The 16,432-nt window shown below is 26.4% G+C and carries 15 protein-coding genes; 9 read left to right on the top strand and 6 right to left on the bottom strand.

Annotated elements, in window-relative coordinates; all coding sequences use genetic code 4:
* Positions 1–52 precede the first annotated feature (52 nt).
* The 3 genes from ACD762_RS01555 to ACD762_RS01545 form a co-directional block, all read right to left on the bottom strand.
* The gene (locus ACD762_RS01555; RefSeq protein WP_423364133.1) at positions 53–853 is read right to left on the bottom strand and encodes a formate/nitrite transporter family protein; all 801 of its coding nucleotides are present in this window, start codon (positions 851–853) and stop codon (positions 53–55) included.
* Between the two features lie 189 nt (positions 854–1,042).
* Positions 1,043–1,360, bottom strand: a complete 318-nt coding sequence (locus ACD762_RS01550; protein ID WP_423364131.1) for a hypothetical protein — start codon at positions 1,358–1,360, stop codon at positions 1,043–1,045.
* A gap of 83 nt (positions 1,361–1,443) precedes the next feature.
* Entirely contained in the window at positions 1,444–1,836 is a 393-nt protein-coding gene (locus tag ACD762_RS01545; protein ID WP_423364130.1) for a YbaN family protein, read from the bottom strand.
* A gap of 173 nt (positions 1,837–2,009) precedes the next feature.
* On the opposite strand from ACD762_RS01545, the gene ACD762_RS01540 reads away from it, so the two are divergent.
* From ACD762_RS01540 to hcp, 5 genes are all read left to right on the top strand, one after another.
* Positions 2,010–2,354 carry a demethoxyubiquinone hydroxylase family protein gene (locus tag ACD762_RS01540; RefSeq protein WP_423364129.1) on the top strand — a complete coding sequence of 115 codons (345 nt, stop codon included), beginning with the start codon at positions 2,010–2,012 and terminating at the stop codon, positions 2,352–2,354.
* A gap of 12 nt (positions 2,355–2,366) precedes the next feature.
* Positions 2,367–3,182 (top strand): family 1 encapsulin nanocompartment shell protein, encoded by an 816-nt coding sequence (locus ACD762_RS01535; protein ID WP_423364128.1) that lies wholly within the window; start codon positions 2,367–2,369, stop codon positions 3,180–3,182.
* A 381-nt stretch (positions 3,183–3,563) separates the two neighbouring features.
* Positions 3,564–6,215, top strand: coding sequence for a magnesium-translocating P-type ATPase (mgtA, locus tag ACD762_RS01530; RefSeq protein ID WP_423364127.1), 2,652 nt, complete (start codon positions 3,564–3,566; stop codon positions 6,213–6,215).
* A 132-nt stretch (positions 6,216–6,347) separates the two neighbouring features.
* Complete coding sequence (locus ACD762_RS01525) at positions 6,348–8,141, top strand: glycerophosphoryl diester phosphodiesterase membrane domain-containing protein (protein WP_423364126.1); 1,794 nt, start codon at positions 6,348–6,350, stop codon at positions 8,139–8,141.
* A 121-nt stretch (positions 8,142–8,262) separates the two neighbouring features.
* The gene (hcp, locus tag ACD762_RS01520) at positions 8,263–9,846 is read left to right on the top strand and encodes a hydroxylamine reductase (protein WP_423364125.1); all 1,584 of its coding nucleotides are present in this window, start codon (positions 8,263–8,265) and stop codon (positions 9,844–9,846) included.
* Positions 9,847–9,949: 103 nt separating this feature from the next.
* Here hcp and ACD762_RS01515 read toward each other — a convergent pair whose 3' ends face one another.
* Positions 9,950–11,230 carry an ISL3 family transposase gene (locus ACD762_RS01515; RefSeq protein WP_423364124.1) on the bottom strand — a complete coding sequence of 427 codons (1,281 nt, stop codon included), beginning with the start codon at positions 11,228–11,230 and terminating at the stop codon, positions 9,950–9,952.
* A gap of 468 nt (positions 11,231–11,698) precedes the next feature.
* Here ACD762_RS01515 and ACD762_RS01510 point away from each other — a divergent pair, with 468 nt between their 5' ends.
* Together ACD762_RS01510 and ACD762_RS01505 are read left to right on the top strand one after the other, a co-directional pair.
* The gene (locus ACD762_RS01510) at positions 11,699–11,935 is read left to right on the top strand and encodes a hypothetical protein (RefSeq protein WP_423364123.1); all 237 of its coding nucleotides are present in this window, start codon (positions 11,699–11,701) and stop codon (positions 11,933–11,935) included.
* Between the two features lie 364 nt (positions 11,936–12,299).
* Positions 12,300–12,515: a hypothetical protein gene (locus tag ACD762_RS01505; protein ID WP_423364122.1), complete on the top strand. Its 216-nt coding sequence runs from the start codon at positions 12,300–12,302 to the stop codon at positions 12,513–12,515.
* A gap of 154 nt (positions 12,516–12,669) precedes the next feature.
* On the opposite strand, the gene ACD762_RS01500 is transcribed toward ACD762_RS01505, so the two are convergent.
* Positions 12,670–13,458, bottom strand: a complete 789-nt coding sequence (locus ACD762_RS01500; RefSeq protein WP_423364121.1) for a C40 family peptidase — start codon at positions 13,456–13,458, stop codon at positions 12,670–12,672.
* 500 nt (positions 13,459–13,958) lie between these two features.
* Here ACD762_RS01500 and ACD762_RS01495 point away from each other — a divergent pair, with 500 nt between their 5' ends.
* Positions 13,959–14,819, top strand: a complete 861-nt coding sequence (locus tag ACD762_RS01495) for a PfkB family carbohydrate kinase (protein WP_423364120.1) — start codon at positions 13,959–13,961, stop codon at positions 14,817–14,819.
* Positions 14,820–14,822: 3 nt separating this feature from the next.
* Positions 14,823–15,761: a pseudouridine-5'-phosphate glycosidase gene (locus tag ACD762_RS01490; protein ID WP_423364119.1), complete on the top strand. Its 939-nt coding sequence runs from the start codon at positions 14,823–14,825 to the stop codon at positions 15,759–15,761.
* A gap of 50 nt (positions 15,762–15,811) precedes the next feature.
* On the opposite strand, the gene ACD762_RS01485 is transcribed toward ACD762_RS01490, so the two are convergent.
* Entirely contained in the window at positions 15,812–16,366 is a 555-nt protein-coding gene (locus tag ACD762_RS01485) for a hypothetical protein (protein ID WP_423364118.1), read from the bottom strand.
* Between the last annotated feature and the right edge of the window lie 66 nt (positions 16,367–16,432).

The following is a 16,432-nucleotide window of genomic DNA, read 5'->3' as shown; positions in this document are numbered from 1 at the left end:
AATTACGTTTTAAACAAAAAAACTAGCTAAAAGCTAGTTTAATCAAATATTTTTATTTTAAATAATTAAGTTTATATTTCTTGCTTACAGTTCCAAAATAAGCAATAGCAACCAATAATCCACCTGTTAGATTACCAAAGGATGTAGCAAATAAATTGTAGAACATTCCCCCTATTGACAGTGTAGAGCCATGATTTGCTAATAAACTAGAAGTTAGAATAGTCATATTAGCTACACAGTGTTCAAAACCTATAACATTGAAAGCAAATAAGCACCACCAAATCATTATAAGTTTTCCACTTTCACTTTTTAGTTTAATTGAACATAGCACCGCAAGGCAAACAAGAATATTACATAAAATACCTTTACAAAACAAGTTAAAGAAATCACCATGCATTTTTAAATTTGCAGCATGTTGTAATGCATTAGCTGTAGCATCGCTTGTTGCATTTCCTCCAATATGATTTAAGCCTGTTCCTACAAACAAGATACTTAGTAATACTGATCCAATTAAATTACCTAAATAGCATATACTCCATAACTTAATTGTTTCTTTTACTTTTGCTTTTTTACTTAGTAAGGCAACCCCTAACACAAAATTGTTTCCAGTAAACAATTCTGAGCCGGCCATAACAACTAAACTTAATGCAATACCAAAACTAGCTGCCATTGCAATCTTAGTAAAAATAGTATTGCCTAACTGCCCTGAAATACTAAAAATAAGTAAGCAACCAAAGCCTATGAAAAATCCTGCGATAATACTAGCTATAAAAAAATTAAAGGTATTTTTATTACTAGCTTCTAATTTTTCAAGCGCTACACTATTTACATCATCAATTAATGCTTCATACATAATTCTACCTCCCGAAAATATATTCATGTAATTTTACCACTTTTACATATAGTAAAATGTGGACATAATCATGTATAACTTGTGAAATAATGCACATAACGTTATACATTTAAATATTTAACATTTAACTAAGCTAATAATAATAAAAAGGATATAACCATTCAATCATGAAAGGCTATATCCTTTTATTTAATCTAATTCTTCAATTATTAATGTTTCATTGTCCCCAACTACAAGCATTGTTTTTTTACCAGTAGTACTTTCTACATAGGAAATATTACCATTATCATTTACGACATCAAATTTTCCTTTTCGTTCCCAAACAATTTTGCCATCTTTATCTAGTATATAGACATGACGGTTTAATCCACCTGTAAAATTTGATGAGAAGTTTTTAAATTGACGTCTTCCTACTTCAGTATGATTAACATATAAATAACTGCCTACTGCACCAAATAATAGCACAACTACGACAGCAGTAATAATTGCTTTTTTTGCAGTTTTCATAACAATCCTCCATTTATGATATATTTATTAATATAATATACCATATTTATAAATATTTTAAGCTACTTTAGTAATATTTTTTATTAAAAGACATTATCAATAATACAAACTTCTTCATAAGATTTATTTTTAATTAAATATATATGTAGTGTTACACATATATAAATAAAACATAACATTAATTGTAACCATAGTTTTGGTACCATAACCATTGAAAAACACATACCAACAGATAAGAATAAAAATGCTTTTCTTTTATCAGATGCACTAACTCCTTCATCTTCTAAATAACTTTGTAAATAAGCTTTACATAATTTATTAGAATATAAAATATTAAGTGCTTTCTCACTTGTTTTTACAAAACAAATTGATGCTAACAATAAAAATGGTGTTGTTGGTAAAATATGTAGAATTATACCTACTAATCCTATAACAACACAAATAACTCCACAACTAAAAATCATAAATCTTTTCATAAACTACCTACCTAATCTTTAAATATATTTACCTTAAATACATAATAATACATTTCTAATATATAATCAATCTAAATAATAAAACAGTACTTTAAAACAAAAGGCATAAGATTTGTTTTGTAAATAAAATAAGTTTAATATTAAGTTAAATTAAAATATAAGGAGGGAATTATATGCCAGCATTTGCAGATCCATTTTCATTCAATGTTGATAGAAAGATAACAAAGGATGAATTAGTACAAGCCATAAGAGTAGATATTGCCGGAGAATTAGAAGCAATATATCTTTATGATGCACATATACAAGCAACTGATGATATTGTTGTAAAAGAAATATTAGCAGATATTAGAGATGAGGAAAAACTTCATGTAGGACAACTAATGAGATTATTGTCTTATTTAGATCCTGATGGGGCTGTTCATTTCAATGAAGGTCAAGAAGAGGGACAAGAAATGATTGAAAGTTTAGCAAAAACAGCCCTACAAGCTAATACAGTAGGTTCATTAATAGAAGAGTAAGGAGGAATAAGTATGGATTATTTACAAAGAGATGCCGCTAATTTTAGCGATAAGTTATGGAATGATATAGATAGTGCTGTAGTTGAAACTGTTAAAAGCAATCTAAAAGGTCGTCAATTTATTCCAATAACAAACTTAGGAACAGGAATAAGATTTGTTCAAGTTGATCAATATGATCATGAGGAAATATTTGAAGATAATATAGTAAGTACATCAAATCGTAAACTATATGAAATAGTACAACTATATAGTGATTTCTGGCTTAACTGGCGTGACTTAGCTGCTTCTGAAAAAGAGAATTTACCTTTTGATTTATCGCAAGCAAGAGCTGGAGCAGAAACATTAGCTAGAGCTGAAGATAATTTGATTTTTTATGGGAATGAAAAGTTAGATATTCCAGGGCTTATAAATGTTAAAGGTAATAAAGTAATTGAAATAAAAGATTGGTGGGAAGCTGAAAATGCTTTTCTAGATATCGCAAAAGCTGTTACTTATTTAGAAGATAAAGCTCGTTATGGAAATCACACTTTAATAGTAAGTTCTGATTTATATGTAGCATTACAAAGAATACAACCAGGTACTGGTGAAATAGTATTGAAAAGAATATCTAAATTAATTGATCGTAAAGTAATTAAATCAAATGTTTTAAAACCAAAAACAGCATTGTTAGTTGCTGCACAACAACAATATATCGATTTAGTTTTAGGCCAAGATATTTGTTCAAGTTATATTGAATCAGTGGACTTAAACCATCATTTAAGAATAATAGAAACTGTTTTACCTAGAATTAAAGCAGCTGATGCTATTGTAGTATTTAAAGAAAAATAATTTATAAAGATATTATGTATATTTATGCATAATATCTTTTTTATATATTATTAATTAATATTTAGGCAGTTGTTTAGTGTTTATTAAATAATTGTAAAAATATTTACATATAATTAATATTTCTTGACCTTTGATATTGCTTTAACTTGTTTTATTTGTTAATATTAAATTATAAACATATTGAAAGAGGTGATAGTTATGGCAATTTTAGTAATAGATGATGAACATTCCGGCATAAAGGCTACTTGGCATACACTAGAACACCAATTAAATATCTACTTTAACTGATTGAAAAAAATGTATTTTTTTACCATGAATTCAATCATGGTTTTTTTATGCCTTTTAGTCTCATTGTTATTAAACTAATGGAGGACTAAAAATATGAATAACAACACAAATATTTACAATGAATTAACAAAATTATCAACACAAGATATCATTACAAAATACAGTATTGATATCAATGGTTTAAGTGAAAACCAAGTACAAGAATCAATTAGACAATACGGTTTAAACACTGTAAGTTATGGAAAGAAAGAACATATTCTAATAAAATTGATTAAAGAATTTTTTACACCGTTTACAATAGTATTAATAATACTAGCAGTAGTATCTTTTTTTACTGATTATATGTTTGCTGATGTAGGTGAAAGAGATTTAACTGCTGTGCTGATCATTTTAATAATGGTTATTATGAGTGGACTACTAAGTTTTTTTCAAAGTGAAAAATCAAGTAACGCTGCTTCTAAACTTAAAAAGATGGTTAGTATAACTACTAAAGTTAAAAGATCAGAAAAAAATGCTTATGAAACTCCAATGGAAGAAATAGTCAAAAATGATATCATCTATCTAGGTGCAGGTGATATGATACCTGCAGATATGCGTATACTACAATCAAAGGATTTATTTATATCACAATCTGCCTTAACTGGTGAAAGTGCACCTGTTGAAAAAACTAGTAGTGCCTATGAAGTTAAAACAACTGATAATCCATATGATTATGAAAATATGGTTTTCATGGGAAGTAATGTAGTATCAGGAAGTGCAATTGGTATTGTTATCAATGTCGGTTCAAAAACATATTTTGGTGAAATAGCTAAAAATATAACGGTTGCAAAGCCTCAAACCAACTTTGATAAGGGTATCAATTCTGTTTCTTGGTTATTAATTAGATTTATGTTAATAATGGTACCAATTGTATTCTTTATCAACGGTTTTTTTAAGGGAGACTGGCTTAATTCAATGTTATTTGCTTTATCAATTGCTGTAGGATTAACACCTCAAATGCTTCCTATGATTGTTACAACAAACCTATCAAAAGGTAGTGTTAGTCTTGCTAAAGAAGGTACAATTGTTAAAAGTTTAAACAGTGTTCAATCATTTGGAGCAATTGATGTTTTATGCACTGATAAAACTGGAACATTAACACAAGATAAAATAGTTTTAGAATATCATCAAAACCTTCTAGGAGAAGATGATGATTATGTCTTAAAAATGGCTTATTTAAATAGCTATTATCAAACTGGTTTAAATAACTTGATGGATGAAGCTATAATTGAATCTGCAAATAAACAACTTAATGTTGATAAGTATGGATATAAATATACAAAGGTAGATGAAATTCCTTTTGACTTCAACAGACGAAGAATGAGTGTAGTAATTCAAAACTATAATACTGATACATTGCTAGTTACTAAAGGAGCAATTGAAGAGTTACTTTCAATTTCAACAACAGCGTATATTAATAAGAAAGTTGTCACTCTTGATGAAAAAGTTAAAACAAAGGTTATGGATGTTGTTGATAAACTTGGCTCACAAGGATTTAGAGTTATTGGTTTAGCAACAAAGAAAAATCCACCAGCTGAAGAAGAGTTTGAAGTAAAAGATGAAAGTGAAATGACTTTAATTGGTATATTAGCATTTTTAGATCCACCTAAAGAATCAGCTAAAAATGCAATCAAAGCACTTGAATCAAACAATGTTAAAGTTAAAGTTATCACTGGTGATAATGAACTTGTTACTAGAAATGTTTGTAATCAAGTTGGTTTAAGCGCTAGTAAAATATATTATGGAAAAGATATCGAAGATAAAAATGATGATGAATTAAAACAAATAACTGAAGAATATGATATTTTTGTTAAAGTGTCTCCCGATCAAAAAACTAAAATTGTAACTACTATTAAAAATAATGATCATGTAGTTGGTTATATGGGTGATGGAATTAATGATGCTATGGCAATGAAGGCTGCTGATGTTGGAATCTGTGTTGACACTGCAGTTGATATATCAAAAGAATCAGCTGATGTAATCTTATTAGATAAAGATTTAATGGTTTTAGAAAAAGGTATTATGTCTGGTCGTAAAATATTTGGAAATACTATGAAATATATTAAAATAACTGCAAGCTCTAATTTTGGTAATATGTTTTCTGTTTTAGTAGCAACGCTATTTTTACCATTTTTACCAATGCTTCCACTACAAATTTTAATTTTAAACTTAATATATGATATTTCATGTATTTCATTACCTTGGGATAATATGGATTCAGAATATTTAACAACTCCCAAAAGATGGTCAGCAAAAAGTATTAAATCATTTATGATGTGGTTTGGACCAACAAGTTCTATTTTTGATATATTAACCTATTTACTAATGTATTTTGTTATTTGCCCAGCTATTTTAGGAAATACCTTCCATAATCTAAACAATGCTGATCAAGCAATCTTTATTACACTGTTTCATACAGGTTGGTTTATTATGTCATTATGGACACAAACATTTATCATTCATGTCTTAAGAACAGAAAAAGTTCCTTTTATAAAATCTAGTGCCTCACTTATTGTTTTTGTAGTAACAACATTAGGAATAGTACTTGGAACCTATTTAGCTTATTCACCTATAAATGTAGATTTAGAAATGTTACCTTTACCAATATACTACTTTGCTTATTTAATTGTAATAATCATTGGCTATATCTTATTAACATCTCTAGTAAAGTATTTCTATATTAAAAAATTCAAACAACTTTTATAATAAATAAGACTTTTAGAATACTATACATATCAATATTTGAATGTATAATTTATATAACTGTAAATAATTAGAAAATTTCAGATGAGATTTTCTTTTTTATTTGTACTATAATAACTATAAGGCGGTGGTTATTTGAACAGCATTCAAATATTAAAGGATAGTATTTCTAAATTATTGAAACATCCATATGCAAACACAAAATATATAGCACTAGCTAATATATTAACAATGTACATTTTCATACCCTTATTAAGAAAATTAGCTCTAGCTTTAATGAAAATAAGTGGTATAACCTATATTTCATATGACAATATCTTTACTGTATTTAAAAATGTACCTTTATTCAGTATTATCTTTATTGTCTTGTTTATCTTTATATTAATACTTTTATACATTCAATTTTATATAATAATTATTACAATGCAGTATATCAGAAATGATAAATATATCTCATCTACTAAACTACTAACAAGTACAGTATTTGCGATATCTTGTTTAAGTCCAACTAAACTATTATTCACTTTCTTTTATTTACTTATTTTTGTACCTCTTGCAGGATTTAGTTTTTATACTAAATTATTAGCAAATGTAAGAATTCCTGATTTTATTATGGAATTCATTACTACTACAAACAGTATCTATCCAATAGTCTTAGGCTTATTTTACATTTTAGTTTTATATGTAGCTATTAGATTAGTATTAGTACTTCCATTAATGATGCTTGAGAATATTAAGTTAAAAAAAGCAATAAACATTAGTCTTAAGTACACTAAAAAGAAATTATTCTTTTATTTAAAAAATTATATTTTAATATTTGTAACACTATCATTTGCAATGACTTCAATATACTTTATCCTTCTAGCAATACAGTTAGGTTTTGATAATTATTTACCATCTTTTGCATATAATTCATCACTAATAATAATATTTATAATGCAAGGTTTTAACTACTTCTACTGGTTAGTAGGAGTATATTTAACTTTTAGTGTATTCTTTAATCAAATAGAAGAATATAACTTATTAGCACCCCTACTTAATACATCTTCATTTTTTAATAATAATGTTAAATTAAGTAGTGAAACGATCTTTATTACATTTTTTACTATTATTTCACTTTTTTCATTATTCACCTATAATAGTATGTATTTACAAAACGTTTTAAATTCAAAACCTTTAAGCATTTCACATCGTGGTATCAGCAATAAAAAAGGGGTTGAAAATACTATCCAATCCTTTAATAAAGCAATTAAGTATAAACCTGATTATGTAGAAATAGATATACAATTAACTAAGGATGATAAATTTGTTGTTTATCATGATAAAACACTAAAAGGTTTAACAAATAAAAGTACTGAAGTTAGTAGTTTAACTTTAGAACAACTTACAAATACAACTATAAAACAAAATAACTATAAAACAACGATATCTGATTTTGATAGTTACTTAGAAAATGCCAATAAGCATAAACAAAAACTATTAATAGAGTTTAAACTATATGATAGTGATCCAAAGCATTTTGTGAATTTATTTCTTGATAAATATCAGAAAAATATTATTACAAATAATCATCAAATACAGTCGTTAAGCTATGATGCATTAAACTATTTAAATCAAAAGAATAGAACTATTCCAGCTGGATATATAATGATTTTAGAAGTATTAGGACAACCTAAAGATATTGTAGATTTTTATACATTAGAATACTCTACATTAAACAAGCGATTTATTGATGAGATACACGCTAATAACAAGAAGGTTTATGCTTGGACAGTATCAGATGAAGAATCAATGAGTGGCTTAATGTTTCAAAATATTGACGGTATTGTAACTACTGACTTAAAGACACTACAAGAAACAATTGATGGCTTTTATTCGCAAAATTCCTATTCTAAAAAACTTCTATATTACATAATTGGACAAAGTTAAGACTTATCTTTTGTTTATCTTTTGAAAGTCTTTAATTAAAAGTGCATAAGCTACATTATAACTATTTATTTGATATACAATAAAGAAGAACAAAATAAAATAATAAAAGGGAGATCATAATATGGAACCAAAAATGTACTGTTACCAATGTCAGGAAACAGCAAAAAATGAAGCATGTACAATAGCTGGTGTTTGTGGTAAAAAACCAACACTTGCTAATAACATGGATGTATTAAAAAATGCCATTAAAGAAATATCAAAAGTAGTTTTAGAACAAGGCTACAAAGATCAGGAAGCTAAAGAATTTGTAACTCATAGTTTATTTAAATGTATTACAAATGCGAACTTTGATGAAGCAGTATTCACTAATGAAATTGCTAAAGCAAATGAAATATATGAAAGATTAACTGGTAAAAAAGATGCTTTTGTCTTAACAGAAGATTCTTGGAAAACTATTGGTACTCAAAATGAAGAAAATGCCGATTTAAGAGGACTAAAAGAATTTGTCATTACTGGTTTAATGGGTATGGCAGCTTACCATCAACATGCAATTAATTTAGGATTTGATGATGATTCTATACATAATTTTACAGTTGAAATGTTAGCTAAATTAAAAGACACAAAAGATATGAATGAATTAATTACAATGGTTGATAGAACTGGAGAATACGGAGTTAAAGCTATGGCTTTATTAGATAAAGCTCATAATGAAAGCTTAGGAAGTCCAGAAATCACTGAAGTTAAAATTGATGCTGGAACTAGACCTGGTATTTTAATAAGTGGACATGATATGGATGATATGGAACAATTATTAGAACAAAGTAAAGATGCTGGAATTGATATTTATACACACTCAGAAATGTTACCAGCACACTACTATCCTAAATTCAAAAAATATGATCATTTATATGGAAACTATGGTAATGCTTGGTGGAAACAAGTTGAAGAATTTAAAACATTTAATGGTCCAATCTTATTTACAACAAACTGTATTGTACCTTTTAAAGAAACAGAAGAATATGGAAAAAGAATATATACAACAAATGATGCAGGATATCCTGGTTGTATTCATATAAAAGCTGATAAAGATGGTAAAAAAGACTTCTCAGAAATTATTGAACAAGCTAAACAATGTCAACCTCCTCAAGCAATTGAACAAGGAACTATTGTTGGTGGATTTGCACATAATCAAGTTGTAAATTTAATTGATTCAGTAGTAGAAAATGTTAAAAACGGATCTATTAGAAAATTCTTTGTTATGAGTGGTTGTGATGGAAGATTCCCAAGTCGTAAATACTATACAGAATTTGCTGAAGGATTAAAAGATGATACAGTAATTCTAACATCAGGATGTGCTAAATATCGTTATAACAAATTAAACTTAGGTGATATTAATGGTATTCCTAGAGTACTAGATGCAGGACAATGTAATGATTCATATACTTGGGCTGTTGTAGCAATGAAATTAAAAGAAATATTTGAAGCAGATACATTTGAAGATTTACCGATTCAATTCAATATTGCATGGTATGAACAAAAAGCAGTTATTGTATTACTTGCATTAATGCACTTAGGATTTAAAAATATTAAAGTAGGACCTACACTACCTGCATTTGCAACACCAGCACTAGTAGATTTCTTAGTTGCTAATTATGGTTTATCAACTATTGGAACATTAGAAGCTGATTTACAAGCTATCGGATAAATAATATTGGCTCTTTGTCAAATAGGGTGGAATTTTACAATTTGATATATGAGTTATTACAGGATATAACAGAAATGTTGTATCCTTTTTTTATCCTTTATCGCTATACAATTAATAATTCTTGTATCATTATTCTAGTTTTTAATCTTTCAAATCTTCTAAAGCCACAAGATATTGTTTTTAACTTCTTGAATTTAGATATTGTACCTTCTATTATTCCATTATTATACTCAACATCGAAACTATCTTTAATATATTCATAATACTTAATAAAGGTAGATATACAAGTTTTAATTTTATCTGAAGCTAATTTATTAGGCTGATCAATTGTTTTCTTAAACATTTCCATATTATTGTATTTTAAAGAAAATAGTAAATCTTGATATATTTCATAATTATTTTTAAAGTCCTCATTATTCTCGATTAAATAATTTAGAATTGCTTTATTGTTTATAAACTTATAATTAAAGGTTGCATGCTTAAACATCACTTCTGAAAGATTCTCTTTTAACTGTAATATAGGTTTCCAAAAATTTTTGAACTTATTTCTGTTTTTTTCATCTGCATTCATAATTGCAACTCTAGTTTTATTAAAGGCTCTAGTTAAATTCTGATAAATATGAAATCTATCTAATATTATTTTAGCATTAGTAAAGACATTTTTAATGATTTCAATATAAGGTGTATACATATCAATTACAATATATTCAACATTATCAATAGCTTCTTTTGTATAATAGCTAAAATAGTTCTCTAAGTAAGCTTTTTGCCTGTTTTCTACGATATCTAGTAGCTTTCTTTTTTCACCATCCATAATAACAAAGGACATATTGCCATCAGCATCTTTAGTAGATTTAAACTCATCAAAATGAAGTACTTTTGGTAAATAGGATTTAATAGTAGTAGATTTAGCAGCCTCTGCATATGTATCTAATACTCTAAAAACAGAATGTGTAGATACATTATGATCTTTAGCAATATAAGTACAAGTAAGCATATCAGTTAATTTAAGAGCAATAAGATATTTAACTTTATTAGAAATAAAACATCCAGGATTTGTTAGGGTATTAGCAGGAATAAAAGTTTTATTACATTCCATACATTTGTAACGAGTTTTAGTAAGTTTTAAATAAGCATCAAAACCAGAAACCATAGGTAATTTAATAAGAGATACTTTTTTATTATGTACATAAAATTTATTATGAACTTTATTACATTTAGGACAAACATTATCATTAAAAAATAGAATTCCATAAAATACTTTAGAAATATTATCTTTAATTTTTTCATCTTGAAATTTATATATGTTAATATTGGAGTCATTAATTCCAATAATTTCTTTTAATTCTTTATTGTTTTTATTAATTATGTTATTATTAATCATGACATTTATCTCCTTAATTTAGTTTTGTCGCTTAAATTATAACAAAGATAAATGTCTTTTTCTTTATATTAACAATTTAAGGGTGGATAACATTTCAAGTAATCTTGAATTTGTTATTCCACCCTATAAATTATAGAACCATAATATTTTAAGATAAGAAAGCAATTTCTTATCTTTTTTTATTAATATTATCTTTATTGATAAATAGAAAATATACTTTATGCAATGTAATGAAATTGTAAGGTTTTTATCCACAAGATTAATTGACACTCTTTTTATTTATAGTTAAAATTAAATTATCTTATAAATAGGAGTAAACCTAATAAAAGCTAATATAAAGTCTAACATCCTGAATTAAGTATAAAATTAAAAAACAAAGGTATTATTATTCTTTTGCAAAAACAAAAGTAAATATTTCAATTAATACATTAACAGTATTATCTAGTTATCAATAAAGGAAAGAAAACTATGAAATTTAAAGAAATAATAAGTATAGCATTAATGCTTAGTATAGTAATAAGTTGTAATAATAATAAAGAAACAAAAGCCTTTCATAACATTAGTGAAGATCAAAACAAAATTACAGCTCTTTACAACTCAGAATTATATGAACATATAAATATAAACAGTATAGATAAATTTAAAATATACTTTGAACATTATGTTGCTAGTAAGCTTTTAAAAAGAGATGGTGACTTACTTTAAAGGTTTTGATAAATTAGTAAATTTAGATCATGTACTCTATTACTAAAGATGTTAATAATTCATCAATTAAGACAATATATTTTTTAGAAAAAGTCTCTACCAATAATAAAAATACAATTTAAATTTAAAAAACTTAAAAACAAATGATTTTGATACAATAAAACATAATAAACAATAGACAAATACCTTAAAACTGCATAAATGCACTTTGAGGTATTTTATTTATCCAAATTTAATTGTATACAATATAATGAAATTGTAAGGTTTAGCTACATTATACATCTTGAATTTGATAATCTAGAATGATAGACTTTAAGTAGAAAGAACTTATGTCCATCATTTTCAAAAGAAAGGTAGTATTTATATGAAATTTAAACACTTGATTCCTCTATTAATCCTTTTTTTACTTGTAACCTGTTTTACTAACTTTAAAAAAAGTGAATACATTTATAATAATAATGATTCACAACTAAAAATTAGAATACTTAATTACTTAGATACTTTTAATAATAATAAAAGTAAAGAGTATAATAACATCGATCTAGACTTAAAATGATATTATCAGTTAATGAATAACTAGAATATTAAAAATACAGTCTAAAATAGCTATATGAATTATTATAAAAGTGACATTGCCTTTAATTAGCCAAATAAGACTAAATAAGCCATTATATTTAATAATTAACTTTAACTATTAGTAAATAAAAAAAGCAGTCAAATGACCGCTTAATGTATTAAATAACTCTTTTTGCATATGCTGGTTTGTATGTGCTTAGTTTATTTACAATTACTCCTGATTTTGGAGTTGATGCATGAACATACTTTCCAGAACCAATATAAACACCTACATGATATGGAGAACTTTTAGAACCCCAGAACAATAGATCTCCTGGTTGTAGTTTTTTAGTACTTAATTTTACATAACTACCTTTTTTAGTTTGTGAACCAGTTGTACGTCCTATTGATTTAGATACTGTTTTATTATAAACATAACTAGTTAGACCACTACAATCAAAACCTTTAGTAGTAGTTCCACCATAGCGATATTTTTTACCAACTAAAGTTTTAGCTTTAGCAGCAACAGCGCTTCTTTTACCAGTTTTAGAATAATATTTTAATTTTTTTGTTGTTTTACCATTAGATTTATAAGTTCTCTTTGCAAAAGCACCACTAGTTGCTTTTATTTTTTTTGAAAACGTATTGTAATAATAAACTCTTGAAGTTTTAATAGCTTTTTTTCCTTTATAACGATAGTAAGTAGTTAAATATCTTTTACCGCTTTTATAACGAACGATTTTTCTATTAGTTAACTTTCCTGACTTAGAGTAAGTATATCTTTTATACTCTGTAGTTACTTTATTCTTTTTAACAAAAACATATTTATATTTTACTTTCTTATTCGAGTAATATGTTTTTTTAGTTGATGTGACTGTTTTAGCTGAAACACTATTGTTATGTCCTAACATTATTAGAAATGCTAATCCAACTACCATTATCAGTTTCGCATACTTCCTAAAATACATTAAATCTCTCCTTTGAATCAATTTCTCTTTAATTTTGTGAATACATAATACCACTTCTTGTAATATTCCTTTTTCAACGCACCTTCATTTTACATTACATTTTTGTCATGTTTTGTATATCTTTTGTATGAATTATTATGTTGTTTTACTGTTTTTTATTAGTAATTACCTTAGGTATAGGAAACGATAAAAAAACTTGCTTTTTTCAAAATAAAGTATTTTAACAATAAATTAACTTGCATTAAAGTTGCAAATAACATTACATTTTAGTAATGTTTGTCTGAAATATAGCTAATTTATAATGAATACATCTTAATATCGATATAATGTCACTATAAATACACTTATATATTTACAAGTAGTTAATCTTTCACAAAAATTACATTTAATAATAGTTGAATTTGTTTACTGTTAATGTTATATTATAGATTAACTGAAATTTTCATCGTATTCTAACCAGTTAACTAAGTAAAATAAATATAATAAAGGAGGTCCTTTTATTGAATGAATTATTAATCTTTGGTAGTTGTAATATTGATATTATAGCTAAGTCATATCAAAAGATTGTTCCCTTTGATAAAAATCCTGGTATTACCTATTATGGCATGGGTGGAGTTGGACGTAACATCTTTGAAAGCATTTTACGTTTAGGTTTTAAAGCTGACTTTGCAACAAACATTGGTAATGATATGTTTGCAAAAGCAATGATTGATCACCTTGAAAAGCTAGATGGAACTGTTTTTGTAAATGAAGTAGATATGCCAACATCATCTTTTACATCTATATTAGATGAAAATAATGATTACTACTTATCTATAAGTAGTATGGATATCGCAAGCAAGTTTACTACTGAATTATTAAACAGTATTGATTACACTAATTACAAATTAATTGGTGTTGATGCTAATTCTCCTGTTATTTTAGATTTTGTCTTTAATCTAAACAAGACAATATTTGCTGATGCAACTTCAGCTGCAAAAGTTAGTGCTTTTAAACCTTATTTAAATAAATTAGACTATTTAAAATGTACTGATGAAGAATTCACTGCTTTATTCGATACTAATGATAAGCAAGCTGTAAGCTTAAAGTATAAACAAATGCATATTATCATTACAGATAAAGAAAAACCTATTAATTACTATCACAATACTACTCATCAAATATTTAATGTAGAATATGTACAACCTATTTCTACTATTGGTGCTGGAGATTGCTTTAGCGGTGGTTTGCTTTATGCAATCACTAATAACTTAGACATTGCTACTGGTATTAAACTTGGTAGTAAGATGTCTGCATTAACATTACAAGATCAAATAGCTGTTTCAGCTAATATTACACAAAATTTACTTAAGGAGTTATAAAATATGAAAACATATAATAAACTATTAGAATTTACACCTGAAATCAAACAAGCACTTGAAAATAATCAACCTATTGTTGCTTTAGAATCAACTATCATTTCACATGGTATGCCTTATCCACAAAATGTTGAAATGGCTAAAAAATGTGAACAAATAATCAGAGATAATGGAGCAGTTCCTGCAACTATCTGTTTAATGGATGGAAAAATTAAAATTGGACTAAGCGATGCAGATTTAGAAAGACTTGCAACTGAAAAAGGTGTTATCAAAACATCTCGTAAAGACTTTGGTTATGTTTTAAGTCAAAAGAAAATTGGAGCTACTACTGTTGCAACAACAATGTATGCTTCTGAATTAGCTGGAATTAAAGTATTTGCTACTGGTGGAATTGGTGGTGTTCACAGAGGTGCTGAATTAACATTTGATATCTCTGCAGATTTAGAAGAACTTCAAAACACTTCAGTTGCTGTTATCTGTGCTGGAATTAAATCAATCTTAGATTTACCTAAAACATTAGAATATTTAGAAACTGCTGGAGTTGAAGTACTTGGTTATCAAACTGATACTTTACCAGAGTTCTACACTACTGGACGTAATTATTCTGTAAATTACAACATGCAAACTCCAAGTGATATTGCTGCTTTAATTGATTGTAAGTGGACTAGTGGTATGGTTGGTGGAGTAGTTATTACTAATCCTATTCCAACTGAACATGCAATGGATTATGATACAATTAATTCTGCAATTGAAAAAGCTGTAGCTTCAATGAATGAACAAGGTATTAAAGGTTTTGAACAAACACCATTCTTATTAAAAACAGTTAAAGATATTACCGAAGGTAAATCATTAACTGCTAATATTGAATTAGTATATAACAATGCTAAATTAGCTGCTTTAATTGCAGTTGATTATGTTAAAAGAAATAACACAAAAGAAATCTAAAACAAAAAATGGTTGCCTTCATTTGAAGGTAACCATTTTTTTGTTGTTTACTATTTTTCTTCTGAATTATTTTCTTTTTCAATTCTAATCTTATCTTGTTCAATGTTTTTAATATCAGATTCTACATTAGCTGCATCCCTAGCTAATCTTTTTTTATCTCTTTCAATTTTAGCATTATTAATTTCTTCATCTACTTTTTTCATATCAGTTAATAGATTCTTTCTTAAAAAGCCTTTATCTTTATTTCCAAAAGAATTTCTTTTAGTTAATAAATAATAGATACCTGTAACTACAATAGCACCAATTATTATGACAGTATCTTGACCAATTACAAAACCCTTATTAATATTTTCCGGTTGTTTTGCTGTTTTTTCAATTACATTACCTTTTTCATCTACTGCTTTATTATCTTCATTTATATTATCACTAACTGGCATTATACCAACTCTTGCTTCTTTTTCAATGACATCACCATTTTCATCCACAGCTTTAGCTTCATTATTTGTTTGTGTTGTTTCAGCATTGATATTAAATTGCATTACTGTCGTTGAAAAGCCAAACATCAACATTATTGCTACTAAGAAACTTATAATATTCTTCTTCATAAAACTCCTCCTTTTTGATTTCTCATTTAAATATACTCCATTATTATTGAAAAGACAATAATTATC

This window comes from Mycoplasma sp. P36-A1 (assembly GCF_049478495.1).
GTDB lineage: Bacteria > Bacillota_I > Bacilli_A > JAJDGJ01 > JAJDGJ01 > P36-A1.
The sequence above is the reverse complement of the archived record's forward strand: the minus strand, read 5'-3'. Positions and strand labels throughout refer to the sequence as shown.